The sequence below is a fragment of the Anaeromyxobacter oryzae genome (assembly GCF_023169945.1).
GTDB lineage: Bacteria > Myxococcota > Myxococcia > Myxococcales > Anaeromyxobacteraceae > Anaeromyxobacter > Anaeromyxobacter oryzae.
The window spans coordinates 2,421,793-2,445,119 of record NZ_AP025591.1 but is presented as its reverse complement, the minus strand read 5'-3'; the positions used below and the strand labels follow the sequence as shown (position 1 = coordinate 2,445,119).

The 23,327-nt window shown below is 73.9% G+C and carries 20 protein-coding genes and 1 tRNA gene; 5 read left to right on the top strand and 16 right to left on the bottom strand.

Features of this window, described 5'->3' with window-relative positions; translation table 11 throughout:
- Positions 1-23: 23 nt before the first annotated feature.
- Both AMOR_RS29640 and AMOR_RS10635 read left to right on the top strand, forming a co-directional pair.
- The gene (locus AMOR_RS29640) at positions 24-155 is read left to right on the top strand and encodes a hypothetical protein (protein ID WP_256468122.1); all 132 of its coding nucleotides are present in this window, start codon (positions 24-26) and stop codon (positions 153-155) included.
- A 157-nt stretch (positions 156-312) separates the two neighbouring features.
- Positions 313-606 (top strand): CPBP family glutamic-type intramembrane protease, encoded by a 294-nt coding sequence (locus AMOR_RS10635; RefSeq protein WP_248360832.1) that lies wholly within the window; start codon positions 313-315, stop codon positions 604-606.
- 65 nt (positions 607-671) lie between these two features.
- Here the strand turns inward: AMOR_RS10635 and AMOR_RS10630 are convergent.
- Positions 672-747 (bottom strand) — tRNA-Gly (locus AMOR_RS10630).
- Between the two features lie 174 nt (positions 748-921).
- On the opposite strand from AMOR_RS10630, the gene AMOR_RS10625 reads away from it, so the two are divergent.
- Entirely contained in the window at positions 922-1,617 is a 696-nt protein-coding gene (locus AMOR_RS10625) for a molybdopterin-dependent oxidoreductase (protein WP_248360829.1), read from the top strand.
- 10 nt (positions 1,618-1,627) lie between these two features.
- Here AMOR_RS10625 and AMOR_RS10620 read toward each other — a convergent pair whose 3' ends face one another.
- From AMOR_RS10620 to prfA, 5 genes are all read right to left on the bottom strand, one after another.
- The gene (locus AMOR_RS10620) at positions 1,628-2,011 is read right to left on the bottom strand and encodes a TFIIB-type zinc ribbon-containing protein (RefSeq protein ID WP_248360827.1); all 384 of its coding nucleotides are present in this window, start codon (positions 2,009-2,011) and stop codon (positions 1,628-1,630) included.
- 135 nt (positions 2,012-2,146) lie between these two features.
- Positions 2,147-2,812: an ATP phosphoribosyltransferase gene (hisG, locus tag AMOR_RS10615; RefSeq protein ID WP_248360825.1), complete on the bottom strand. Its 666-nt coding sequence runs from the start codon at positions 2,810-2,812 to the stop codon at positions 2,147-2,149.
- Positions 2,812-4,080, bottom strand: coding sequence for a UDP-N-acetylglucosamine 1-carboxyvinyltransferase (gene murA, locus AMOR_RS10610; RefSeq protein ID WP_248360823.1), 1,269 nt, complete (start codon positions 4,078-4,080; stop codon positions 2,812-2,814). The genes hisG and murA overlap by 1 nt, the downstream gene beginning before the upstream one ends.
- Before the next feature lie 83 nt (positions 4,081-4,163).
- Positions 4,164-5,027 (bottom strand): peptide chain release factor N(5)-glutamine methyltransferase, encoded by an 864-nt coding sequence (gene prmC, locus AMOR_RS10605; RefSeq protein WP_248360821.1) that lies wholly within the window; start codon positions 5,025-5,027, stop codon positions 4,164-4,166.
- On the bottom strand, positions 5,024-6,139 hold the full coding sequence (gene prfA / locus AMOR_RS10600) for a peptide chain release factor 1 (RefSeq protein ID WP_248360819.1): 1,116 nt from the start codon (positions 6,137-6,139) through the stop codon (positions 5,024-5,026). Before prfA ends, prmC begins: the two co-directional genes overlap by 4 nt.
- A gap of 210 nt (positions 6,140-6,349) precedes the next feature.
- Between prfA and AMOR_RS10595 the strand changes: the two genes are divergently transcribed.
- Positions 6,350-8,182, top strand: coding sequence for a sensor histidine kinase (locus AMOR_RS10595; RefSeq protein ID WP_248360817.1), 1,833 nt, complete (start codon positions 6,350-6,352; stop codon positions 8,180-8,182).
- Here the strand turns inward: AMOR_RS10595 and AMOR_RS10590 are convergent.
- From AMOR_RS10590 to AMOR_RS10555, 8 genes are all read right to left on the bottom strand, one after another.
- Positions 8,179-8,757, bottom strand: coding sequence for a GbsR/MarR family transcriptional regulator (locus tag AMOR_RS10590; protein WP_248360815.1), 579 nt, complete (start codon positions 8,755-8,757; stop codon positions 8,179-8,181). The genes AMOR_RS10595 and AMOR_RS10590 overlap by 4 nt on opposite strands.
- Positions 8,758-8,777: 20 nt before the next feature.
- Positions 8,778-9,686, bottom strand: coding sequence for a UbiA-like polyprenyltransferase (locus AMOR_RS10585; RefSeq protein ID WP_248360813.1), 909 nt, complete (start codon positions 9,684-9,686; stop codon positions 8,778-8,780).
- Positions 9,683-10,975, bottom strand: a complete 1,293-nt coding sequence (locus AMOR_RS10580) for an amidohydrolase family protein (protein ID WP_248360811.1) — start codon at positions 10,973-10,975, stop codon at positions 9,683-9,685. The genes AMOR_RS10585 and AMOR_RS10580 overlap by 4 nt, the downstream gene beginning before the upstream one ends.
- Positions 10,976-10,977: 2 nt before the next feature.
- The gene (mqnC, locus tag AMOR_RS10575) at positions 10,978-12,855 is read right to left on the bottom strand and encodes a cyclic dehypoxanthinyl futalosine synthase (protein WP_248360809.1); all 1,878 of its coding nucleotides are present in this window, start codon (positions 12,853-12,855) and stop codon (positions 10,978-10,980) included.
- A gap of 77 nt (positions 12,856-12,932) precedes the next feature.
- A complete protein-coding gene (mqnE, locus tag AMOR_RS10570; RefSeq protein ID WP_248360807.1) occupies positions 12,933-14,093 on the bottom strand; it encodes an aminofutalosine synthase MqnE in 1,161 nt (386 codons plus the stop codon).
- A gap of 1 nt (position 14,094) precedes the next feature.
- Positions 14,095-14,685 (bottom strand): UbiX family flavin prenyltransferase, encoded by a 591-nt coding sequence (locus AMOR_RS10565; protein ID WP_248360805.1) that lies wholly within the window; start codon positions 14,683-14,685, stop codon positions 14,095-14,097.
- A complete protein-coding gene (locus tag AMOR_RS10560) occupies positions 14,682-15,383 on the bottom strand; it encodes a ubiquinone/menaquinone biosynthesis methyltransferase (RefSeq protein ID WP_248360803.1) in 702 nt (233 codons plus the stop codon). The genes AMOR_RS10565 and AMOR_RS10560 overlap by 4 nt, the downstream gene beginning before the upstream one ends.
- Entirely contained in the window at positions 15,380-16,906 is a 1,527-nt protein-coding gene (locus AMOR_RS10555) for a menaquinone biosynthesis decarboxylase (RefSeq protein ID WP_248360801.1), read from the bottom strand. Before AMOR_RS10555 ends, AMOR_RS10560 begins: the two co-directional genes overlap by 4 nt.
- Positions 16,907-17,042: 136 nt before the next feature.
- Between AMOR_RS10555 and AMOR_RS10550 the strand changes: the two genes are divergently transcribed.
- The gene (locus AMOR_RS10550) at positions 17,043-17,318 is read left to right on the top strand and encodes a hypothetical protein (protein WP_248360799.1); all 276 of its coding nucleotides are present in this window, start codon (positions 17,043-17,045) and stop codon (positions 17,316-17,318) included.
- Positions 17,319-17,676: 358 nt separating this feature from the next.
- On the opposite strand, the gene AMOR_RS10545 is transcribed toward AMOR_RS10550, so the two are convergent.
- Together AMOR_RS10545 and AMOR_RS10540 are read right to left on the bottom strand one after the other, a co-directional pair.
- Positions 17,677-18,543 (bottom strand): HNH endonuclease, encoded by an 867-nt coding sequence (locus AMOR_RS10545; RefSeq protein WP_248360797.1) that lies wholly within the window; start codon positions 18,541-18,543, stop codon positions 17,677-17,679.
- A 505-nt stretch (positions 18,544-19,048) separates the two neighbouring features.
- Positions 19,049-23,227, bottom strand: coding sequence for a DUF3857 domain-containing protein (locus tag AMOR_RS10540; protein ID WP_248360795.1), 4,179 nt, complete (start codon positions 23,225-23,227; stop codon positions 19,049-19,051).
- Positions 23,228-23,327 lie beyond the last annotated feature (100 nt).

The window sequence follows — 23,327 nt, the reverse complement described above, 5'->3', positions numbered from 1 at the left end:
TGCCGGAGGCAGAGCTCCTCTCGTTGCTCGCCGAGGTCGGCTTCGAGGCGGTGGAGATCCGCGAGCGCTTCGATCCGTTCCTGGGCACCTCGAAGGAGAAGGTTGCGCGTAAGTTCCGCGTGACGGGCGTCAACGTCTACGGCGCCAAGCGTTGACCGCGAGGCGTGCTGGAGACGGAGAACCGCGCCGCGGGACCACGCGTGCGGCCGGCACGAGAGGCTATGCGCCCGCACGGTGCGTGACTGCGCCGCCAATCCATGATCTCCTCGGCAGCCTCATGTCGCGCGCACTCGTTGGCTCCTCCAGTCGCGCATGGCGGCGTGGCTGCGTTCGCCGGTCGCTGGTGCGCTGGGAATGTCCGTACTCTTCGCGCTCGCGCACGCGCCGGGGTACGTGCTGCGCGGCGCACATTCCGTGGAGGGCATGGCCCGGGCGCCGGACGCGCTCGGCGCGGCTGCCTACGCGATCGTCATCTTGTCGCCGATCGGTGTCGCGTTCGGCATGCTCTGGGCGCGCACCCGAAACCTCACGCTCGTGGTCGTGCTGCACGGCTGGTTCGATCTCATCCCGAACATCGCCCCGCTGATCCGCGCCTTCGCGAGCTGATGAGTCCGGAAAGAGAAAGGCCGGAACCCGTCGGGCGAAAGCCCAGGAGTTCCGGCCTCGAAACTTGGAGCGGGAAACCGGATTCGAACCGGCGACCCTCAGCTTGGGAAGCTGATGCTCTACCAACTGAGCTATTCCCGCGTCGCGAGTCCGAGTTTCTGCCGCGAAGGGGCCTCCGAGTCAAGGAGTTCGGTTCCGCCCGGGCGGAGCGCGGCGCGTGCGGGTGGCGCGCGCGCCGTGCCGCGGCGGTCGCCGCTGCGGAGCCTCCGGGCGGGCGCTAAGCTCAGCGGCCGAGGCCGGGACCCGGGAGGGAGCGTGGACGACATCCAGCGCCGCATCGAGGAGGGCGTCGCGCTCCTCCGCGCCCGCTTCGCCGGGAAGATGAAGGCGACGCCGTCGCTCGCGGACCCCGCGCCGCAGGGCGAGGGGGCGCCGAACCGGCACGGCATGCCGAAGGAGCCGCCCGGCCAGAACGTCTTCGAGAAGCGGGAGTGGCCGGTGCTCGACCTCGGCGTCGAGACGCCCGACGTCTCCATCGATCGCTGGCGCCTCCGGGTCGACGGCGCCGTCGAGACCCCGCTCGCGCTGTCGTACGCCGAGCTCCTCGCGCTACCGCAGGTGGAGGAGGAGTCCGATTTCCACTGCGTCACCGGCTGGTCGATCCTCGACCTCCGCTTCCGCGGCGTCCGGCTGGAGACGGTCCTCGCGCTCGCGCGGCCGACGGCCGAGGCGACGCACCTCATGGCCCACGCCTCCGACGGCTACTCGACGAACCTTCCCCTCGAGGAGGCGCTCAAGCCCGACGTGCTCGTCGTCCACGGCGTGGACGGCGCGCCGCTCCCGCGCGATCACGGCGGGCCCGTCCGGATCGTCGTCCCGCAGCTCTGGGCCTGGAAGGGCGCGAAGTGGCTGTCGCGCCTCGAGCTCCTCACGCAGGACCGGCGCGGCTACTGGGAGATCCGCGGCTACTCGAACACCGCGTACCCGTGGCGCGACGACCGGACGTGGTGAGTCGTGAGCGCTACTTCTTCTTGGCGAACCGCTTGAAGAAGTCGACGATCTGCTTGTTCGCGCCCTTCCAGTCGAGCTCGGCCGCCGGCGCTTCCTCCTCGCCGTCGACCCACAGCCCGCCGCAGGACTCGCAGGTGTCGTAGGCGAGCGAGCGCTTCTCGCCCCCCTCGACGACCACCAGGTCCACGTTGCAGGCCGGGCACATCCCCGAGATCTCGTCCGCGTTGATGAACCCGCCGATCGTCGACAGCGCCGGCAGGTTCGCGTGCAGCAGCATCTTGTTCAGATCGGCGACGTCGACGACCCAGATCCCACCGCATTCGGCACAGCGCTGGAGCGTGCTGTCCTCCTGCGTGATCTCCTGCATCTCGACGCTGCACCGCGGGCAATCCATGACGGAGACGGGTCCTCCTCGGGACCGGTTCAAACGAAGGTCAGTGGGAACGGGGGTTCAAGCGAAAGCCGTCTGTACGGACTCCTGATACTAGGCAGAAGCCGTGCCAGCTTTCAATGGTTTGCGTGCGGGGCGTCAGCGGCCTTTCCGAACGGGTGCCGCGACCACCTCGCGCAGGGAGGCGATCAGGCGGCGGAGCCGCTCGGCGTGGAGCTTCAGGGCGACGCGGTTCACGACCAGCCGGGCGGAGACCTGGAGGACCTCCTCCTCGATGACGAGGCCGTTCGCGCGCAGCGTCTCGCCGGTCTCGGTGATGTCCACGATTGCGTCTGCGAGCCCGAGGGACGGGGCGACCTCGATCGAGCCGTGCAGCGGGATGATCTCCGCGGGGACCCCCTTCCTGGCGAAGTGGTGGGCGGCGAGCGAGAGGTACTTGGTCGCCACGCGCGGCGCGACGCCGCGCGGCAGCGGCGCGGCGCCCTTCGGCCGGGCGACGATGACGGTGCAGCGGCCGATCCCGAGATCGAGCGGCTCGTAGAGATCCCGCGGCTCCTCCCGGAGAACGTCGAGGCCGACGATCCCCACCGCGGCCGCGCCGTGCTCGACGTAGCTCGCCACGTCGGCGGCGCGGATCGAGATGAAGCGCAGGCCCGCCGCCGGCGCGTCGGCCGCGAGCTTGCGGGTGCCCTCGAGCAGCTTCCTCGGGGAGACGCCGAGCGCTCGCTCGAAGAGGTGGGACGACTCCTCGAGGAGCCGGCCCTTGGGCACCGCCACGGTGAGCAGCTCGGTCGACGCCGGCATCAGGCCTTCACCCTCCGGATCCGCGCCCCGAGAGGCGCGAGCTTCTCCTCGATCCGCTCGTAGCCGCGATCGAGGTGGTAGACGCGCTGGATCTCCGTCGAGCCCTGCGCGGCGAGGCCGGCGAGGACGAGCGCGGCGGAGGCGCGGAGGTCGCTCGCCATGACCGGCGCGCCCTCGAGCCGCGGGACGCCCTTCACGAGCGCCACCTTCCCGTCCACCGCGATGTCCGCGCCGAGGCGCTGGAGCTCCTGCACGTGCATGAAGCGGTTCTCGAAGACCGTCTCGGTGATCCGCGACGTCCCGTCGGCGAGGCAGAGGAGCACCATCATCTGCGCCTGCATGTCCGTCGGGAAGCCCGGGTGCGGCTGGGTCCGGACGTCCACCGGCCGTGGCCGCCCGTCGCCGACGACGCGCAGCCCGCCCGGGACCTCCTTCACCTCGGCGCCCACGGCGCGCAGCTTCTCGACGAGCGCCTCCTGGTGCGCCGGGACGGCGCCCTTCACGACGACGTCGCCGCCCGGGAGGGCGCCCGCCACGAGGAAGGTGCCGGCCTCGATGCGGTCCGCGATGACGGTGTGATCGATGGGCCGGAGCGACTCGACGCCCTCGATCCAGATCTCGTCGGTGCCGGCGCCCTCGATGAGGGCGCCCATCCCGACGAGCGCGTCGGCGAGGTCCTTCACCTCGGGCTCGCGGGCGCAGTTCCGGAGCACGGTCTCGCCCTCGGCGAGCGCGGCCGCCATCATGACGTTCTCGGTGCCGGTGACGGTCTGGCCGTCGAAGGTGAACACCGTCCCCTCGAGCCGGCCGCGGGGCGTGAACGCGTGGACGTACCCGTGCTCGAGCCGGATCTCGGCGCCGAGGGCGGTGAGGCCCTTGAGGTGCTGGTCGATGGGGCGCGCGCCGATGGCGCAGCCGCCCGGGAGCGAGACACGGGCCTGCCCCCAGCGCGCGACGAGCGGCCCGAGGACCACCACCGATGCCCGCATCGTCTTCACGAGCTCGTAGGGCGCCTCGGGGGTGACCGCGGACGGCACGCGGATCCCGAGCGCGCGCCGCTCGCCCGCGTTCCGCTCCACCTGGCAGCCCATGTGCGCGAGCAGCCGTCCGAGCGTGCGCACGTCGGCGAGGTCCGGGACGTTCCGGACGACGTGATCGCCCTCCGCGAGCAGCGCGGCGGCGACGATGGGGAGCGCGGCGTTCTTGGCGCCGGAGACGTCGACGCTCCCGCGGAGCGGCACGCCTCCTTCGACGACGATCTTGTCCAACCGACTTCTCTCCGTTCTGCCGGGGAGGGCGGCGAGGCGCCGTTCCGCTGGCAGGTGATCCCCCTGCAAGAACCGGCGCGATACTACGCTGGGACGGGCTCGCTCGCCACGTGGGCGACCGTGTAACGCGGGAGGCCCGCGAGGTCCATCCGCGCCTCCGCGCGATCGAACCCCGCCTCGCGGCAGAGCCCCGGCAGAAGCTCGCGATGTGACTCGTGCATCTCCAGGACGAGCGCGCCGCCCGGCGAGAGCCGGGCCGGCGCCCCGGCGACGATCCGCCGGAGCAGGTCGGCGCCGTCCGGGCCGCCGTCGAGGGCGAGGCGCGGCTCGCGGCGGACCTCGCGCTGGAGCGTGTCCAGCTCGCCACGGGGGACGTAGGGCGGATTCGACACGATCACGTCGAACCGCGCACCGGGTGGCACGGCGTCCCACAGGTCGCCTTGGGTGAGCTCGACCGTCGCCCCGAGCGCCGCGGCGTTGGCGCGGGCCACCTCGAGGGCGTCACCCGACACGTCGGTCGCGAGCACGCGGGCGCCCGGCCGCTCGAGCGCGAGGGTGACGCCGAGGATCCCGGAGCCGGTGCAGAGGTCGAGGGCCGCGCCGCCGTCCGGGAGCGCCGCGAGCGCCGCCTCGAGGACGAGCTCGGTCTCGGGCCGCGGCACGAGCACCCGCGCGTCGACGGCGAACGGGCGGCCGTAGAACTCCTTCTTGCCGACGAGGTACGCGGTGGGCTCGCCGTCGGCGCGGCGCCGGACGAGGTCGCGGTACCGCGCGAGCTCGGGGTCGCCGAGCGGCTTGTCGAAGTCGAGGTAGAGCCGGACGCGATCGCACGAGAGCGCGTGCGAGAGCAGCACCTCGGCGGTGAGCCTGGGCGCGTCCACGCTCTTCTGTGCGAAGAACCCCTGGGTCCAGGAGAGGAGCCTGAGCGGGGTCCAGCTCTCGCTCACGCCCGCTTCTCGGCGACCACGGACGCATCGCCGCGCGCCGCCTCGCGGAGCGCGGCCGCCGCGTAGAACGTCCGGCATGCGTCGATGACGTCCTGCACGTCGCCGTCCATCACCGCGGGCAGGTTGTGCCGCGTGTAGTTGATCCGGTGATCGGTGAGGCGGTCCTGCGGGAAGTTGTAGGTGCGGATCTTCTCGGAGCGGTCGCCGGTGCCGACCTGGCTCTTCCGCGCGGCGTCCCGGGCGCTGCGCTGCTTCTCCTGCTCGATCTCGTACAGCTTCGCCCGGAGCATCTTCATCGCCATGTTCCGGTTCTTGAGCTGGCTCTTCTCCTGCTGGCACTTCACGACGATGCCGGTCGGCTTGTGCGTGAGGCGCACGGCCGAGTCCGTCGTGTTCACCGACTGGCCGCCCGAGCCGGTGGACCGGAACACGTCCATCTCGATGTCCGCCGCGTTCACCTGGACGTCGATGTCCTCGGCCTCGGGCATCACGGCGACCGTGACGGTCGACGTGTGGATCCGCCCCTGCGCCTCGGTGGCGGGCACGCGCTGGACGCGGTGCACGCCGGACTCGTACTTGAGCGACGAGTAGACCGCGTCACCGGAGACGGTGACGGTCGCCTCCTTCAGCCCGCCGAGCGCGCCGGCGGAGGTGTCCATCACCTCGGTGCGCCAGCCGCGCCGCTCGGCGTAGCGGAGGTAGGCGCGGAGCAGCTCGGCCGCGAAGAGGCCGGCCTCGTCGCCGCCGGCGCCCGCGCGGATCTCGAGGATGACGTCCTTCTCGTCGTTCGGGTCCTTCGGGAGCAGGTACGTCTTGAGCTGCTCCTCGGCGGGGTCGAGCTGGGGGCGGAGCTGCGCGAGCTCCTCCTTCGCCATCTCGCGGAGCTCGGGATCCTTCTCGGCGAGCAGCGCCTCGTTGTCCTCCACGTCCTTGAGGAGCTTCCGGTACGCGCGGAGCGCGTTCACGGTGGCCTCGATCGACGCGCGCTCCTTCGAGACCTTGCGGAAGCGTTCGCCGCTCGACGCGACCGCCGGGTCGGAGAGCTGGGCGGTGAGCTCCTCGAACCGGCGCTCGATGGCCTCGAGCTTCTTCAGGACGTCGGGGGACAGCATGAGGGGGGATTACTTACCGTTCCCGCGCGGGGCGGGCAAGGCTCGGACGGCGGGCGCGCGGCCGAGGGCGCCGCGCCGGTGTCGGTGCGGGGCGCCGACCCCGCGCGGGGGAGGCCGGAGCGGCGCGCGTGCAGGATGCGGCGCAGGGCGGTAGGCTTCGCCCCCGCGGGCCGCCGGGACGCCCCGGCGGAACGGTCGGCCCGCACCGTGATGCCGCTCCTGCGCCTGCCACCCCCACCGCGGCTGCCCGCGGTCGCCGCGTACCTCGTGGCGGTCGCGCTCCCGCTCCTCGCCGCCGCGCTCGCGATCCTGCTCCGGCAGACCGCGCAATCCGGCCCGTTCCTGTTCTTCTTCCCGGCGGTGCTCGGCGCGGCGTACGTGGGCGGCATCGGCCCCGGGATCCTCGCGACGGCCTGCTCGGCGGTGCTGGCCAACCGGGAGGTCATCATCCCCGCGGGGATATGGTCCCCGCACGCGGCGCTCGCGACGGTGCTCTTCATGCTGGTCTCCGCCGCCCTGGTGGTCGCGAGCGCCTCCCTCCGCGCCGGGTACGCGGAGCGCGCGAAGCACGAGCGGCGCCTCCGGTCCCTCGTCGCGGCGTCGGCGCAGGTGCTCTGGACGAGGACCGCGGCCGGCGAGGTGGTGGAGGACTCGCCGAGCTGGCGCGCGTTCACCGGGCAGCGGCTCGAGGACTGGCTCGGCGCCGGGTGGCTCGAGGCGGTGCACCCGGAGGACCGGGAGCGTGCGCGCCGCGCGTGGGAGTCGGCCGTCGCGGCGCGCCGGCCGTTCGAGCTCGAGTACCGCCTGCGCCGGCCCGACGGCACGTACACGCCGACGCTCGCGCGCGGCGTGCCGGTCATCGGCGACGACGGCGCCGTGCTGGAGTGGGTCGGCGCGAACACCGACCTGTCCGAGGTGAAGGAGGCCGAGCGCGCGATCCGCGAGTCCGAGGCGCGCCTCCGGCGCGTGCTCGCCGCGATGCCGCAGCTCGTGGTGGTGGTGGGGCCCGGGGGGGTGGAGTTCGCGAACCCGCAGCTCCTCGAGTTCGCGGGCCGGAGCGTGGACGAGCTCGGCCCCGCGCCGCTCCTCGCGCTCGTCCACCCCGAGGAGCGCGCCCGCGCCGAGGAGGAGTGGGCGCGCACGCTCGCGACGGGCGCGAGCGCAACCGCCGAGCACCGCCTCCGCGCCGCGGACGGGAGCTGGCGGTGGTTCCTCGTCTCGGCCGTGCCCCTGGAGGTGGAGGCGGACCGCGTCGCCCGCTGGTTCGTGGCCTGCACCGACATCCAGGCCCAGAAGGAGACGGAGGAGGCGAAGTCCCAGGCCATCGTCGCGCGCGACGTCTTCATGTCGGTGGCGAGCCACGAGCTCAAGACGCCGATCACCTCGGCGCTCCTCCAGGTCCAGCAGGCGGAGCGGCTGCTCCGGCGGGACGCGCCGTCGGTCGAGAAGGTGCCGGAGCGTCTCGCGGCGGCCGCGGCGAGCGTCTCGCGCCTCGGCGGGCTCGTCGAGGCGCTCCTCGACGTGTCCCGCATCGCGACCGGCCGCCTCGTCCTCGAGCGCGCGCGGTTCGATCTCAGCGAGGCCGTGCGCGAGGTCACCGCGCGCTTCGGCGACGCCGCGCGGCGGAGCGGCAGCGAGCTCGAGGTGTCGCTCGCGCCCGGGGTCGTCACGGAGGGCGACCGGCTCCGGATCGAGCAGGTGGTGACGAACCTCCTCGCGAACGCGCTGAAGTACGGCGCGGGCACGGCGGTGCGCGTCTCGCTGCGCCGCGAGGGGACGCGCGCGGTGGTCGAGGTCGCGGACGGCGGCATCGGCATCGCGCCCGAGGACCAGGCGCGCATCTTCGAGCGGTTCGAGCGCGCCGTCCCCGCGCGGCACTACGGCGGGCTCGGCCTCGGGCTCTGGATCGCCCGGCAGATCGTCGACGCGAGCGGGGGCACGATCCGCGTCGAGAGCGCGCCGGGCCGCGGCGCGACCTTCGCGGTGGAGCTGCCCGCCGATGCGGCCGCCGTCGCCGGGACCGGGCGCGCGGCGGGTGGCTAGCTGCGCCGGGCCAGCGCCTCCGAGAGCGCCTTGATGGGCCCGACGTCCGCGCGCGCCGAGTCGACGAGGAGCCGGAGCACGGCGAGCGCGGCGCGCGAGAGGTCGGCCAGGACCTCGAGGCGCCGGACCTTGAACCGGGCGAGCGCCTTCACCGCCGGATCGACGTCGGCGAGCGCGGCGCGCACGTCGGCGAGCGCGCGCTCGAAGGTGGCCAGCGCCTCCTCGACCGCCCGCTTCTCGCGCTCGCGCAGGACCCGCGTCACGAGCCGCCAGACGTTGGTCTCCGCCTCGAAGTGCTCCTTGCGGTCGCCGGGGATCTCGACGCTCCGGACGACGCCCCACCGGCGGAGCTCGGCCAGGCTCATCGAGAGGAGGCCCGTCGAGATCTGCAGCCGGTCGCAGAGCTCGGGCGCCGCGAGCGGCCGGTCGGAGAGGAACAGCACCGCCCAGATCCGGCCGAGCTGCCGGCGGAACCCCCACAGCTCCATGAGCGCGCCGACCGCGTCGGCGACGGAGAGGTCCACCTTCTGGAGCGCGTGCGAGCTCGGCGCGGCTCGTTGCGCGGCGACGGTCATCGGTCTCTCCCCCCTGCCGGTCACCGGATGGCGAGATCGCCCAGCGCGCAGAGCGCGAACGCGACCGAGGCGAAGGCGTTGTAGTTGAAGAACGCGACGTTGATCCGCTCGGGCCGGAGCTGCCCGCGCGGCGCGACGTGCAGGTGCTCGCCCACGATCGTCGCGGCGAGGATCGCGGCGCCGGCGACCCAGCCCGGTCCGCGCCCGGCGAGCGCGCCCGCCGCGAAGACGCAGAGCACGGCGACGACGTGGAGGCCGCGCGCCCAGGCGAGCGCGCCGCGCACGCCGAACCGCGCCGGGATCGAGCTCAGCCCCACCCCGCGGTCGTAGTCCAGGTCCTGGAGCGCGTAGAAGACGTCGAAGCCGGCGATCCAGGCGCCGACGCCGACGCCGAGGACCACCGACGCCGCCGGGGCGCCGCCGGTGAGGGCGAGCGCCACTCCGATGGGCGCGAGCGCCTGCGCGACGCCGAGCCAGAGGTGGCACGCCCAGGTGAACCGCTTCGCGTACGAGTAGCCGAGCAGGATCCCGAGGACCGGCACGGCGAGGATGCCGCAGAGCGGCGAGATGAGGGCCGCGGCGAGGACGAACGCCGCGCCCGACCCGAGGAGGAGCGCCCACGCGGCGGCCGGCGAAACCTCGCCGGTGACGAGCTCGCGCCGCATCGTGCGCGGGTTCCGGGCGTCGAAGGCGCGATCGGCGATCCGGTTCATCGCCATCGCGGCGGTGCGCGCGGCGACCACCGCGACGGCGACGAGCGCGAGCCGCAGCGGCTCGAGCCGCGCGTCGCGCGCGACGAGCACGACCGCCGCCGCGACGAAGGGCAGCGCGAACAGCGAGTGGGAGAGCTTCACCATCCGCGCGAGGGCGACGACGCCGTTCGGGCGGAGGGGGGGAGCGGCCTCGCCGGCCTGGGGTCGAGCGCTCATCGTGAGGACCTGTCCGAGGAATCGGGGGTGAGGGGGGACGCCGGCGACTGTCGCGCGAGCCACGTGAAGGCGCGCTCCTCGCCGCCGAACTTCGACACCACGTACTCGAAGGGATCGTCGACGCGCGCCACGTCGAACGGCGCGGCGAGGACGCCCGGCGCGGCGCCGGGGACGAGGCGGCCGACGTGGGACGCACCGACCGCGGCGCCGTTCCACGCGAGCGGCAGCAGCCGTGCCGCGGGCACCGCCGGGTGCTCCCGCCAGAGCAGCGCCAGCTCCGCGAGCGGCGCGAGCGAGGGCGACGACGCGAGCGAGTCGGTGCCCACCGCGAGCGGGACGCCGGCGGCGAGGAGCGCCTCGAGGCGCGGCAGCCGCCCGACGATGTACGAGTTCGACCGGGGGCAGAGGACGACCGTGGCGCCGGTCGCGGCGAGGAGCGCCACGTCCTCGTCGTCGAGGTCGACGCAGTGCACGGCGAGATGGTGCGGCCGGAGGTGGGCGGCGACGGCCGCCACGGGCGACCGGCCGGCGACGCGCAGCTCCTCGAAGTGCGCGCCGAGCGACGCGTACATCCGCCCGAACGCGCCGCCGCCCTCGGTGGCGCAGAAGTCCCGCTCGGCGGGATCCTCGGCGAGGTGCAGCGAGCCCGGGCCGCCGCGGAGGAGCGCCTCGAGCGCGGCGGCGCCCGTCGAGTAGATCGCGTGCGGGCTCTCGACGATCCGCAGCCCGGGCGGCGGCGCACCGGCGGCGGCCCTGGCCGCGCGGGCGGCGGCGAGCGAGGCCTCGAACCGGCTCGGCGCGAACCCGAAGACCTCGTGGAACAGCGTCCCGGCGATCCCGGCCTCGGCGAGCGGGCGGAGCGAGGCGAGCGTGTTGGTGATGTCGCCGACGGCGGCGACCCCGGCGCGGACCAGGTCCTCCGCCGCCATGGCCATCGCCTGCTCGGGCTCGCCCTCTCGGGTCCGCGGCCGCGCCGCGACGAAGAGCTGGATCCACGCGGGGAGCCCCTCGCCGCCGGCGACCCAGCCCTTCATGTGCGAGAGCTCGAGGTGCAGGTGCGCGTTCACGAGCGCGGGGAGGATCACCGCGTCGAGCCGCTCGGCCTTCCCGAAGCGCGCCTCGACCTCGGCGCGCGGGCCGACGGCGAGGAGGGTGTTGCCGTCGAGGGCGATCGCGCCGTCGGCGATCGCCCCGTCCCGTTCGCCCCGATTCGAGGTCGCGGAGCCACGCTCCGCGACCGGAGTCGAAGGGCCGCCCGTGAGCACCCACGGCGCGCTGTGGACGCGCACGCTCACGCCTTCGGGACCCCCACGAGCTCGTACTTCATGTTCCGCCGCGCGGGCCTGAACCCGGCGTCGTGGATGTGCCGCTCGACCTCCTCCGAGTCCATCTTGAACGTGGTCCCCGCCGCGGAGACGACGTTCTCCTCGATCATGACCTGGCCGAAGTCGTTGCAGCCCATGTGCAGCGCCGCCTGCGCGACACCGCCGCCCATCGTGACCCACGAGGCCTGCAGGTTCGGCACGTTGTCGAGGACGAGGCGGGAGACCGCGTTCGTGCGGAGGTAGGCGTGGGCGCTCCCGTCGCCGGGCTCGAGCCGCGTGTTCGCCGACTGGAACGGCCAGCAGATGAACGCGGTGAAGCCGCGGGTGCGGTCCTGCAGCTCGCGGAGCCGCATCAGGTGCGCGACGCGGTGGCGCGGCTCCTCGCCGACCCCGAACATCATCGTGCCGGTGCTCTTGAGCCCCTTCACGTGCGCGGCCTCCATCACCGTGAGCCACTCGTCGGAGGAGCACTTGAGCGGCGCGATGCGGCGCCGGACCTCGTCGTCGAGGATCTCGGCGCCGCCGCCGGGGATCGAGTCGAGCCCCGCCGCGACGAGCCGGTCGATCGTGGCGTCGAGGGGCAGCTCGCTCGTGCGCGCGATGTGCCAGATCTCCTCGGGGGAGAGCGCGTGGAGGTTGATGACCGGCCACTTCGACTTCACCCAGCGGAAGAGGTCCTCGTACCACTCGATGCCGAGGTCGGGGTGGAGGCCGCCCTGGAGGAGGATCTCGATGCCGCCGAGCGCGACGGTCTCGTCGATCTTCCGGGTGAGCTCCTCGCGCGTCAGGACGTACGACTCCTTGTGCCCGCGCGGCCGGTAGAAGGCGCAGAAGTGGCACGCGGTCGTGCACACGTTCGTGTAGTTCACGTTCCGCGAGACGATGTAGGTCACCGTGTCGCCGGGGTGGAGGGCGCGGCGGCGCATGTCCGCGGCGAGCCCGAGCTCGAGGAGCGGGGCCTTCTCGTCGAGCAGCTCCGCCTCGTCGGCGTCGAGGCGCTCGCCGTCGGCGCCCTTCTGGAGCGCGGTGTCGAGGGAGACGGCGCGGCGGACGCGCTTCGTCCGGACCACGTCGTCCACGAAGCGGAGCTTCATCGGCGGCAGGAAGCCCTTCGCGGCGGCGCGCTCGAGGAACGCCTCGAGGCCCTGCAGCTCGTACGGTCCGAGGCCGTACCGGATGCGCTGCGTGAGGTAGCGGCGGTACTTCTCCGGGTCGCCGCCCTTCTGCGCCGCGAACCTCTGCGCGAGCTCGGTGCGGATCCCGAGGCCGTGCTGCGCCGCGCGCGTGAGCTCCTGGACGTCCTCCGGCGACACGGTGCCCGGGCGGGCCGCCCAGAGCGCGAAGATCATCGGCAGCCCGCTGAGGCGGGTCCACTCGCGGCCGAGGTCGAGGACGTGGTTCGCGTGGACGTCGAAGCCGCGATCGCCGATGACGAGCGCGCCCTTCGTCCCCTTCGCGCGGGCGAGCCCCTCGGCGGCGGGGGACGGCGTGAACTTCGGGTGGACGCCCATCGCGTCGAGGACGAGCTTGGCGAGCACGTGCGAGGTGCGGGACGCGGTGTCGAGGAAGACCTCGTCCCAGATCGCGGGCGACTGCTCGCCGGCGAGGACCACCGTCTGCACCGGCCCGTCGGCGCCGATCGCCATCCCGGGCACGATGTCGTACTCGCCCTTCGTGAGGGCGGCGACCGAGACGAGCGCGAGATCGACCTCGCCCGCCTCGAGCATCGCGGCGCACCGCGACGGCTCGGCGAGGACGAGCTCGACGCGCTCGGACGTCTCCAGCCCGGCGGTGAGCGGCCAGGCGTTCAGGAACGACACGGCGGCGGCGCGGATCTTCTTCATCGTGCGTTTCTCCCGCGTGCGCCCTTCGACTCCGGCCCGCTGCGCGGGCCTACGCTCAGGGCGAACGGATTCGACTGCTACGCGGTGACCTTCAGCGCCGCCGCGGGCGCCGGCGCGTCGTGCACCTTCAGCACGTGGTACAGGCTGTCCCGCTCGGCCGGCACCCGCCCCGCGGCCCGGATGAGCTCGTGCAGGCTGCGCTCGCTCAGCGCCTGCGGCACGGTCGACCCGGCCATGTGGTAGATGCGCTCCTCGAGGACCGTGCCGTCGAGGTCGTCCACCCCGAAGGCGAGGGCGGTCTGGGCCAGCCGCTCGCCGAGGGACACCCAGTACGCCTTCACGTGATCGAAGTTGTCGAGGTAGAGGCGCGCCACCGCGAGCGTCCGCAGGGCGTCGTAGCCGGTCGGCTTGGGGAACGCCTTCCCGATCATGTTGTGCTCGGGGTGGAAGGCGAGCGGGATGAACACCTGGAACCCGTGCGTCTCGTCCTGCACCTCGCGGAGGCGCCGCATGTGATCGACGCGCTCGTCGAGCCGCTCGATGTGGCCGTACAGCATGGTCGCATTGGTCTTCACGCCGAGGCGATGCGCGGTCCGGTGGATCTCGAGCCACTGCTCGGCGGTGGCCTTGTCGTCGCAGATCTTCCGGCGGACGCGCGGCGCGAAGATCTCGGCGCCGCCGCCGGGCAGCGTGTCGAGCCCGGCCTCCATGAGCCGCCGGAGGACCTGCTCGTAGGTCATCCCGAACTTCTCGGCGAAGAAGTGGAGCTCGATGGCGGTGAACGCCTTGATGGCGAGCGTCGGCCACGCCTTCCGGATCCGCGAGAGCAGCTCGGTGTAGTACTCGAACGGCAGGTCCGGGTGGAGGCCGGAGACGATGTGCACCTCGGTGATCCCGAGCGGCCGCCGCGAGAGCACCTTCTCCACGGCCTCGTCGAGGCTCATCGTGTAGCCCTCGGAGGCGCGCTGGTCGTCCTTCCGCGCGAACGAGCAGAACTTGCACGAGGCGACGCAGACGTTCGTCGGATTCAGGTGGACGTTGCGATTGTAGAAGGTGAGGTCGCCGTGCCGCGCCTCGCGGACGTGGTTCGCGAGGGCGCCGAGCGCGGGGAGATCCGCGGTCTCGAACAGCTTCACCGCGTCCGCGTCGGAGATCCGGCTCCCGGCGAGCACGGTGTCCCGGATCGGGCCGAGGCCGTCGCGCTCGAGGGCGCGGTGCGCGAGGGACGAGATCGTCATGTCAGGGCTCCTCCACCGGCTCCGGGGCGCGGGGCGAGACGCCGTCCCAGCGCTTCATCAGTGCGTTCGGCAGGCCGAGGCGGTCGAGCACGCGCGCGACCACCGTGTCCACGAGCGCGTCGATCGTCTTGGGGGCCGAGTAGAACGACGGCGACGCCGGCATCACGAACGCGCCCGCCTCGATCACCTGCGTCATCGCCCGCGCGTGCACGAGGCTGATGGGCGTCTCGCGCAGCACGAGGACGAGCTTCTTCCGCTCCTTCAGCATCACGTCCGCGGCGCGGCCGACGAGGTCGACCGAGATCCCGTACGCGATCCGGGCGAGGGCGCCCGCCGAGCACGGGATCACGACCATCGCGTCGTACATCGCCGAGCCGGAGGCGAACGGCGCGGTGAAGTCCTGGTTCTTCCAGATCCTGAACGGGTACCGCGGCTCGTCGCCGATCTCCTGCTTCCAGACCTGCTTGCCCGTCTGCGTGAACACGAGGTCGACCGAGACCCCGTGCGACTCGCCGTTCGCGGCGAGGAAGTCGAGGAGCCGCCTGGCGTACGGCGCGCCCGAGGCGCCGGAGACCGCGACGACGAGCTTCATGCACGCACCGCGGTGACGAGGCCGCACATCCCGGGGAAGAGCGTCTCCCCCCTCACGTCGCGGAACCCGTTACGCCGGGCGCCCTCCTCGAACTCGGGGCGCGAGGCGAACCGCTCCATCGACGCGACCAGGTACCTGTAGGCGGCCGGGTCGGGCGAGAGGATCCGGCCCATCACCGGGACCATCACCTTGTTGATGGCGACGTGCACGACGCGGGTGCCGGCGGTCTCCGGCCGGAAGAACTCGAGGATCCCGAGGCGCGCGCCCGGGCGGAGCGCCCGCGCCAGCTCGCGGAGCCCGGCCTCCCAGGAGTCGAGGTTCCGCATCCCGAAGGTCACGGTGGCGAGATCGAACGACCTCGACTGGAAGGGCAACGCCAGCGCGTCCGCCTGGGCGGCCGGGAGCCCGGTCTTCCGGACGCCGCGGGAGAGCATCCCGAACGAGAAGTCGGCGCCGACGATCGTCAGGCCGGGGACGCGGCGGCGCGCCATCGCCGCGACGTCCATGGTCCCGGCGCAGAGGTCGAGCATCGCCTCGCCCTGCTTCGGCGCGAGCTCCCTGAGGAGCCGGCTCCGCCAGGCCTGGTCGATCCGGAGCGACATCACCCGGTTCAGGAGGTCGTAGGACGGCGCGACGCGGTCGAACATCGCGCGGACCTGGCCCGCGCGCGGGCCCTCGCCGGGCAGCGGAACGCTCACTGGAGGATCCCTCCGCACTTCGGGGCCCACGACGCCGCCTCGGGCGGCGCGATCCGCGCCCGGCGGAGCGGCGCCGCGCCGGGGACGAGCCGGTCGTACAGCGCGTCCATCCGCGCGAGCACCTCCGGCGGGTGGACGCAGACCTCCGGCCACTCGCGCCCGCCCTCCTCCCGCCACTTCCGCGTCGCGTCGATCCCGATCTTGCCGCCGAACGCGAAGTGGCTCGACGCGTGGTCGAGGACGTCGACCGGACCGTCGGCGAGGACGAGGTCGCGCTTCACGTCCACGTTCGCGAAGGCGCGCCACGCCGCCTGCGAGACGTCCTGCACGTCGACGTCGTCGTCGAACACCACGAGGGTCTTCGTCTGCGCCATCTGGCCGGAGCCCCACAGGCCGTGGATGACCTTCTTCGCCTGGCCCGGATGGTCCTTCCGGATCGACAGGAGGCAGAGGTTGTGGAACACGCCCTCCACCGGCATGCACATGTCGACGATCTCCGGGAAGATCATCTGGAGCATCGGCAGGAACATCCGCTCCGTTGCCTTGCCGAGCCACTGGTCCTCGACGGGCGGCGGTCCGACCACGGTGGCGGGGTAGATCGCGTCCCGCCGGCGCGTCACCGCCACGACCTCGAGCGCCGGGTAGTCGTCGGCGAGCGAGTAGAAGCCGGTGTGATCGCCGAACGGACCTTCGCGGACGAGCGGGGCCGACGTGTCGACGAAGCCCTCGATCACGAGGTCGGCGTCCGCCGGGACGTCGAGATCGGTGGCGACGCCCTTCACCATCCGGACGGCCTCGCCGCGGAGGAACCCGGCGAAGACGTACTCGTCCACGTTCGGCGGCAGCGGGGCCGAGGCGCAGTAGGTGAGGGTGGGGTCGCCGCCGAGCGCGATGGCGACGGGCATCCGCTCGCCGCGCTTCTTGTAGGCGCGGTAGTGCGCGGTCGCGGTCTTGTGCAGCTGCCAGTGCATCGCGAGCCGGCGCGGCCCGAGCACCTGGAGCCGGTACATGCCGACGTTCCGGATCCCGGTCTCCGGATCCCGGGTGATGACCTGCGGCAGCGTGACGAACGGGCCGCCGTCGTGCGGCCAGGTGGTGAGGACCGGGAGGTTCCGGAGGTCGGGCTCGCGCTCCACCACCTCCTGCGACGGCCCGGAGGAGACGTGCTTGGGCGTCATCGCCGCGAGCTTCCCGAGCTTCGGGAGCATCTTGAGCTTGTCCCAGAACGACTGCGGCGGCGCCATGCGGAGGAGCGCGCGGAGCTCCTTCGCGTGCTCCTCGAAGTCGTCGCAGGACAGCGCCCAGCTCGTCCGCCGCCGCGTGCCGAAGAGGTTCATGGCGACGGGCATCGATCCCGGGACGCCCCTCGGATTCTCGAAGAGGAGCGCCGGCCCGCCCTGCTTCGCGGCGCGGTCGGCGAGGGCCGCCATCTCGAGGACCGGGTCGACGGGCTCGGTGATGCGGACGAGCTCGCCCGCCGCCTCCAGCCGTTCGAGGAACTCGCGCAGCGAGCGGTAGGCCATGGCGCGCGGATCTGTACTCCACCTCCCCGCTTCTTTCAACGTTCGTTGAAGGGTAAGACCGGGCGACCGCCGGCGCCCGGGATCGCGCCGCGAATCGCCCCCGCCGCGGTCCGCCTCGATCTAAGCTGCCGCGCCCATGGACCGCCGCGCCCGCGCCCGCGACCTGCTCGTCTCCGCCCTCGCCGAGGTCGACGCGGAGCTCGCCGCGCCCCGCTACCGCCTCGGCCGGGACCAGCTCGACACCTGCCGCGCGACGCTCGCCGGCTACCTCGCCGCCCTCGACGCGGGCGACCTGCCCCCGCGCCGCGACCGCGGCGAGGGGCTCGGCCGGATCATCGTGGACTCGTGGCCCTACGACGTGCCGCTCGGGAACGCGATCCTCCAGGCCGAGCGGGCCTGGAGGAACTGCTGATCGATTCGTGAACGGCGCGGCGAAGCCGCGCGCCGCGGGACGCCGCGCGAGGCGAAGCCGAAGCGCGCCAGGGCCCCGCGCAGCAGGGGTGGGGCCCCGACGGGCTTTGCCCGGCGGGGCGGGGGCGCAGCCCTGACGATTCATCACATCTCGGACCACCGCGACCGTCGCCGCATGGACGCCGCGTCTGTGTTGGCGAGCGGGGAAGGGGCTCGAGAAGAAGGGGGACGGCCGGGGCGTGGCCGCGGGGGCGAGACGTCGCCGCGGGGATCGGCCACCAAGAAGCCTGCGTCGCGACGACGGCGATGGGGCCCGGCCAGCCGGAGGCTTCGGGAGGGCGCTCCCGCGCGCCCGACGGTCACGGTGGCCCGGTCAGGGCCGCGGCGGGAACTTCGGAGCGCGCACCCGCCGAGCCGGCGTCGCGGCGCCCCGTCGCCGCGGTGGCCTTGCGGGCCGGCGCGTACCTGTCCATCCATGCATCGCCGAAGATTTTCCGAGCGGCGAGCAAGTTGTGGCGAGCGCAGAGGAGGCGAACGTTCTCGATCGTCGACTTCCCGCCGAGCGCCTTCGGCTGGATGTGGTCGTACTGGAGACGGTGGCGCGAGCCGCAGACGCCGCCGTTCTCGAGAGCCCAGGTCGGCGGCGTCGTCCGGGAAATCGGGGCATTCACGGTCCGTGTGGCCACCTTGGCATCGACGAGTTCTGCCGGCGAACCGGGCGCAATGACACAGGCGGTCGCCGGCGCGCCGAGCTCGAGCACTGCGGCGGGTTCGGGGTCGCGCACTGGTGGCGCCGCGGCCGCGACGCGAACAGTCGTCATGACCTCCCGACGCGGAGGCCGCTCCACTGGCTTCAGCTCAGCGACGACCGCCCGCGCCTCCTGCTTCGAGAGGTGGAGGAACCGGGGGATCACCTGGTCCCGGTTCTCCGGCGTGAGCACCTGGGCGAGCTCGCCGACGGTGGAGAGGCACAGCTTGCCGTCCTCGAGCGGCTCGACCAGCTCGGGGAAGCGCTGGATGAGCTCGGCGGCGGTCTTCCGGTAGAAGGCCGCGCTCTTCGACAGCCCGAGCTCCCGGTTCAGGTAGGTGAAGAGGCTGGGGTAGCCGAGCTCGAGCCACAGCCGCTTCGCGTCGAAGCCGGCCAGGGCGACGAGGACGGCCGCCATCGCGTGGTGCTCGCGGCGGAGGAGCTCGGAGAGGCGGTTCGAGGAGTCGCGGGCGTTCATGCGGGCATCGTCTCACGCGAATTCTCACCCTCCGCAAACGCACGGATTCGAGCACTGGCGCGAGAATTGGCGAGCCGCCTCGCGCCGCGGTTCGGACGCCGCTCGCGACGCGCAACGCGCGCGGGGCGCTGCGGGAGAGGCGTCCTCGCGTGGGCGCGACGCGCGATCCGCGAAAGCGCCGGAGACGTGTCAACCGCCCGACGCGATCGGTTGGGTTCCCCCGAACGCGCCCGCATCCGCGTCTCGCGCCAGGAGCTCGCCGTCATCGCGACGCAGGCTTCTTGGTAGCCGATCCACGCGGTCGACGTTTCCCCACCGCGGACCCGCCTCGGCCGGCCCCCTTCTCAGCCCTCCTTCACTTTCACCGACCAAGACCGGCCGGGCGCAAGGCGCCGGTTCTCGTTCGGCTTGTGATGAATCATGAGGGCGCAGCCCCCGTTACGACCTTGCTGAACCATGGCGCGATTTGCGACACCGCAGGTGTTCGCGAATCGCGAACCATGGTTCAGCGCTCGGCGCGGCGCGCCGTCGCCTTCTTCCCGAGCTTCTCGAGCCGCCGCGCCGCGAGCAGGTGCGAGCCGAGCGTGTCGCCCTTCGACGGGGTGACCCGCCCGTACGCCGCGACCGCCTCGTCGATGAGGCCGTAGTGCTCGGCGACGCGCCCCACCACGAGCCAGTCGGAGGCGCTGGGCTCCCGCCCGTTCCGGGCCGCGATGGCCTTCACGAGCACCTGCAGGGCCTCGGACGCGTCGCCCCGCTCGGCGTGGACCATCGCGAGCGTGTGGAGCACCGCGGCCGACTTCTCCTGGGTGAGAAGGACGGCCTTCCGCGCATGCTCGAGCGACTCGGGCGCCAGCGGATCCCGGAAGAGCGCGGCCCATGCCACCTCGTTCCAGTCGTCCGGCTCGGCCCGGCCGCTCGCGATCACGCGGCCGCCCGCGCGGAGGACGCCGTCGGCGTCGCCCGCCGCGCCGGCGGCGCGCCGGAGCCAGCGGAGCGGCTCGACGTCCTCCGGGGTCGCCGCGAGCCGCCGCTCCGCGGCGGCGGTGAGCTCCGCCCGCTTGCCGAGCCGGATGAGCGCGATCGCCTGCAGGCCGAAGGTGAGCGGCGCGCCGTCGCCCTGGGCGAGGTCGGGGAGGACGCCGAGGAGCGCGTCCCAGCGCTCCGCCCTCACGTGCGAGGCCGCGAGGGCCCAGCCGAGGGCGCGCCGCCGGGCGGGATCCTTCTCGCGCGCCCGGAGGTCGGCGACCTGGGTTGCGAGCGCCGCGTCTCCCTTGAACGCCGCGAGGGCGGTCGCGGCGACGCGCAGCTCGGCCGCGTCCGCCTCGTCGCCGCGCGCCCACAGCGCGCCGAGCACCGCGCCCGGGCTCGACTCCGAGCCGCGCGGCGCGTCCTCCTTCGCGAACCGGAGCAGGCGCCGCGCCGCGGCGAGCTTCCCCGCATCGACGCGCCGCCGGGCCGCCGCGGCGAGCGCGGCGAACTCCGACGATTCGGCGACGAGGCGCCACCCCGCGTCGGTCGGCAACGCGTAGACGACCACCGGGTTCGGCGCGTACGGGAAGCTGTAGCGGATCCGGTACCCGGCGGCGTCGTCCCCGTCCTTCGACCACTCGAGGAGCGAGAGCGCGATGTCCGCCGCGGTCTCCGGGCCGATGCCGCTCCGGTCGTTCCGGAGCGCGCCCTCGAAGCCGGTGCGGAAGCCGTCGAGCATCTCCCGCCCGGCGCTCTCGTCGCCCGAGAGGTAGCCGGACAGCTTCGCGGCGTCCGCGCCCGCCATGATGTCGCGCATGGCGCGCGGGAACAGCGTCGCGGGATCGGCGGCGTCGAAGACGATCCGGTCGCTCCGCTTGATGCGGGCGAGGAGCGCCGCGCGCGAACGGAGGTCGGCGGACGCGGTGGAGCCCTGGCCGGCGGCCTCGAGCAGCGCCGCCGCCTCGGCGTAGCGCCGCGCGCGGAGCAGCGGCAGGACGGCGCCCTGCAGCGCCGCGGGCCGGTCGGCGGTGGCGATCCGCGCCGCCTCGCGGACGGCGGCGGGCGCGCCCTCGAGGGCGGCCGTGGCCGCGAGCAGCCCGACGCGCCGCTCGGGCGAGTCCTTCATCTCCCGCGCGAGCGCCCGCGCGTCCGCGTACCGCTCGGCGCGGAGCAGCACCTCGAGCAGCTCGGCCTCGTGCTCCCGGTTCTTGAGCTGCGTGCGGATCGAGCGGAGGACCTTCGCCGCCTCGTCCAGCTTCGCCCCCTTCGCCCAGTGCACGCACCGCTCGCCGTGCTCCAGGATCACCGCGAGCTGGGCGCGGGTGTCCGGCGCGTCCTTCTCGAGCTCGACGGCGCGGCGCTGCGCGGCGGCGGCGCCGTCGAGATCGCACCCGGCCTCCCTCCAGCGCCCGATCAGGTCGTGCTGCAGCACGCTCGCGAGGACGCGGTGCGCCCAGCCGTTCGACGGCTCGAGCTCGAGCGCGCGCCGCGCCTCCTTCCGTGCCGCCTCGCCCATGCCGAGCCGGACGAGGGCGAGCGCGAGGTGCGCGTGGTGGCGGGCCTCGGTCGGGTGGAGCGCGGCGAGCCGGCGGATCTCGTCGAGCGCCTCGCGCCCCTTGCCCTCGCCGAGGAGCTTCTCCGAGACGCGCTCGAACTTCACGCGCGGCCCGTCCTCACCGAACGGGGCGAGCGCGGCCCGGAGCGCCTCGGCGTCGGAGGCGGAGAGGCGCCGCCGCGCGAGCAGGAACCGGTGCACGCCGGTGACCGTGCCGTCGCGCTCGAGCTTGAACGTCCGCTCGTACGTGGCGGGGCCGACGGCGATCCGGACGGGCTCGGGCAGCGGGCCCGCCACGAAGCCCGGCGGCGGGACGACGCGGTACCGGACCACCGACTCGTGCGCCTCGAAGGCGAGCACGTCCGCGGTCCGCGCGGCCGGCGCGGCGGCGTCCTTGGCCGCATCGTCGCCGCCCTCCTCGTCACCCGGCTCCTCCGCGTCCGCGTCGTCCTCCGGATCCTCGCCGTCCTCGCCGTGCGCGGGGGCCGCCCCGTCCGTGGGCGGCTTCGGCCGCAGCGACGGCGGCAGGCGGCTGAAGACCAGCGCCGGCCCGGCCACCGCCTCGGCGTCGGCGTCGGCGGTGATCGCCCAGCGGGACTCCTCCGCCTCGAGTCGGACCGTCACCGCGCCCGAGCCCTCGAGCCCGTCGCGCCGCGCGGCCACCAGCTTCGCGTCCACGAACAGGCTCTTCGCCTCCGCCTCGTCCGCCCGGGCGAGGTCGGCGGCCGGCGTGCGGCGGTGGGCATGCCGCTCCGCCGCCGCCCGCGAGCCGCGCAGGAGCCGCGTCTCCGACGCGCGCGCCCGCCCGTTCTCGGGGAGCAGGATCTCGCGATCGATCTCGAGCCGGTTCGCCTCGGGGGGCATGTCCGGCGTCCGGACGAGCCCCTTCGTCCCGCGGCTCGCGAGCAGCGCGAGCTTGCCCTGGTCGCCGGGGGGCAGCTCGCCCGCCGCGGTGTCCGGGTCGGTCGGGTCGATCCACAGCTCGGGCGTGCCGGGCACGTGGACGATGACATGGTCGAACTCGCCGAGGCCGGGGAGGTCCGCGGCGTCGTCCGGGCCGGTCCGCACGAGCGCCAGCTCCGCGGGGTGGCCGAGGGCGCGGAGCAGGCCCGTGAGGAGGAGCGACAGGTCCTTGCAGTCGCCGTAGCCGCGCTTCAGCGTCTCCGCGGGCGGGACGGGGATGATGGCCGCCTGGCCGAGCTCGAGCCCGGTGTAGCGGACCTTCCCGGAGATCCAGTCGAGCAGCCGCTGCGCGGCCTCGCGACGGTCGCGGGCGGCGCCTGCGATCTCCCGCGCGCGGCCGGCGAGGTCCGCGCCCTCGAGCTGCCGGTCGGCGCTGTCCGCGTATGCCGCCGCCACCGCCTTCCACGACGCGCCCGTGCCGAACGCGACGTGCGGGGAGGCGGCGCGCTCGGGCGGGAGGTTCGCCTCGAGCGCCTTGCGGGCGGGGACGTCCGTCCAGGTCCACTCGAGGACGCGCCGCCCGTGCTCGCGGCGCTCGACCGGCGCGCCGGCGAGGCCATCCCGGAGCGCGAAGGCGAGCGGGAGCTTCTCGGGCGCGGACACGACGAGCCTGATCTTCCGCGTCGCGGTCGGCCGGCCCACCCACCAGCGCTGGACGGTGCCGCGGTCGAAGATCGGCGCGGTCTCCCGGACGACGGACTCCTCCTCGACGACGGCGCGGGGGGCGACGTGCGGGATCGGGCCGCGGAGCACGCGCCGGTCGAAGTACATGAGATCGTCCGAGTCGTCGGCGGCGCCCTCGGAGAGCGTCTTCGGATCGAGGAGGTGCTCGGTGCCGTCGGGGTGGACGACGCGCGCGCGGACCGTGGGCCGCTCCTCGTGCCACGGCGACCACGGCCGGGAGGCCTGCGCCCAGCCCTCGGCGGCGTCGCGCGTGAGCGGGCGGTAGACGAGGCGGTACGCGAACGTGACCCGGCCGGCGTCGTCGTACGAGAACACGCCCTCCTCGAGGAGGACGTCGACGTCGACCTTCTTCCCGGCGGGATCCGGGAGCGCCGCGGCGGCCCTCGCGACGTCGGCGGCCGGCGCGCTGAACGCGGGCCGCTCCCACGGGGCCGCGGAGGGCGACGCGGGCGCGGGCTTCGGGGCGGCGGCAGCGACGAGCGCGGCCAGCAGCGAGGCGACGGCGAGCATGGGTCATTCCCTCCCGGTGAACCGGAGCATTGTCCGCGATCGCCCGCGGCGTCGCCAGCCGGGGGCGGGGTGGGAGCGGCGCGCACAGCGACGTCCGGGC

Coding starts and splice junctions, on each gene's coding strand:
- AMOR_RS10635 (WP_248360832.1), top strand. CDS start 313: ATGGCGGCGTGGCTGCGTTCGCCGGTCGCTGGTGCGCTGGGAATGTCC.
- AMOR_RS10620 (WP_248360827.1), bottom strand. CDS start 2,011: ATGGATTGCCCGCGGTGCAGCGTCGAGATGCAGGAGATCACGCAGGAG.
- hisG (WP_248360825.1), bottom strand. CDS start 2,812: ATGCCGGCGTCGACCGAGCTGCTCACCGTGGCGGTGCCCAAGGGCCGG.
- prfA (WP_248360819.1), bottom strand. CDS start 6,139: ATGCTGTCCCCCGACGTCCTGAAGAAGCTCGAGGCCATCGAGCGCCGG.
- AMOR_RS10595 (WP_248360817.1), top strand. CDS start 6,350: ATGCCGCTCCTGCGCCTGCCACCCCCACCGCGGCTGCCCGCGGTCGCC.
- AMOR_RS10590 (WP_248360815.1), bottom strand. CDS start 8,757: ATGACCGTCGCCGCGCAACGAGCCGCGCCGAGCTCGCACGCGCTCCAG.
- AMOR_RS10585 (WP_248360813.1), bottom strand. CDS start 9,686: ATGAGCGCTCGACCCCAGGCCGGCGAGGCCGCTCCCCCCCTCCGCCCG.
- mqnC (WP_248360809.1), bottom strand. CDS start 12,855: ATGAAGAAGATCCGCGCCGCCGCCGTGTCGTTCCTGAACGCCTGGCCG.
- mqnE (WP_248360807.1), bottom strand. CDS start 14,093: ATGACGATCTCGTCCCTCGCGCACCGCGCCCTCGAGCGCGACGGCCTC.
- AMOR_RS10565 (WP_248360805.1), bottom strand. CDS start 14,685: ATGAAGCTCGTCGTCGCGGTCTCCGGCGCCTCGGGCGCGCCGTACGCC.
- AMOR_RS10555 (WP_248360801.1), bottom strand. CDS start 16,906: ATGGCCTACCGCTCGCTGCGCGAGTTCCTCGAACGGCTGGAGGCGGCG.
- AMOR_RS10550 (WP_248360799.1), top strand. CDS start 17,043: ATGGACCGCCGCGCCCGCGCCCGCGACCTGCTCGTCTCCGCCCTCGCC.
- AMOR_RS10545 (WP_248360797.1), bottom strand. CDS start 18,543: ATGAACGCCCGCGACTCCTCGAACCGCCTCTCCGAGCTCCTCCGCCGC.
- AMOR_RS10540 (WP_248360795.1), bottom strand. CDS start 23,227: ATGCTCGCCGTCGCCTCGCTGCTGGCCGCGCTCGTCGCTGCCGCCGCC.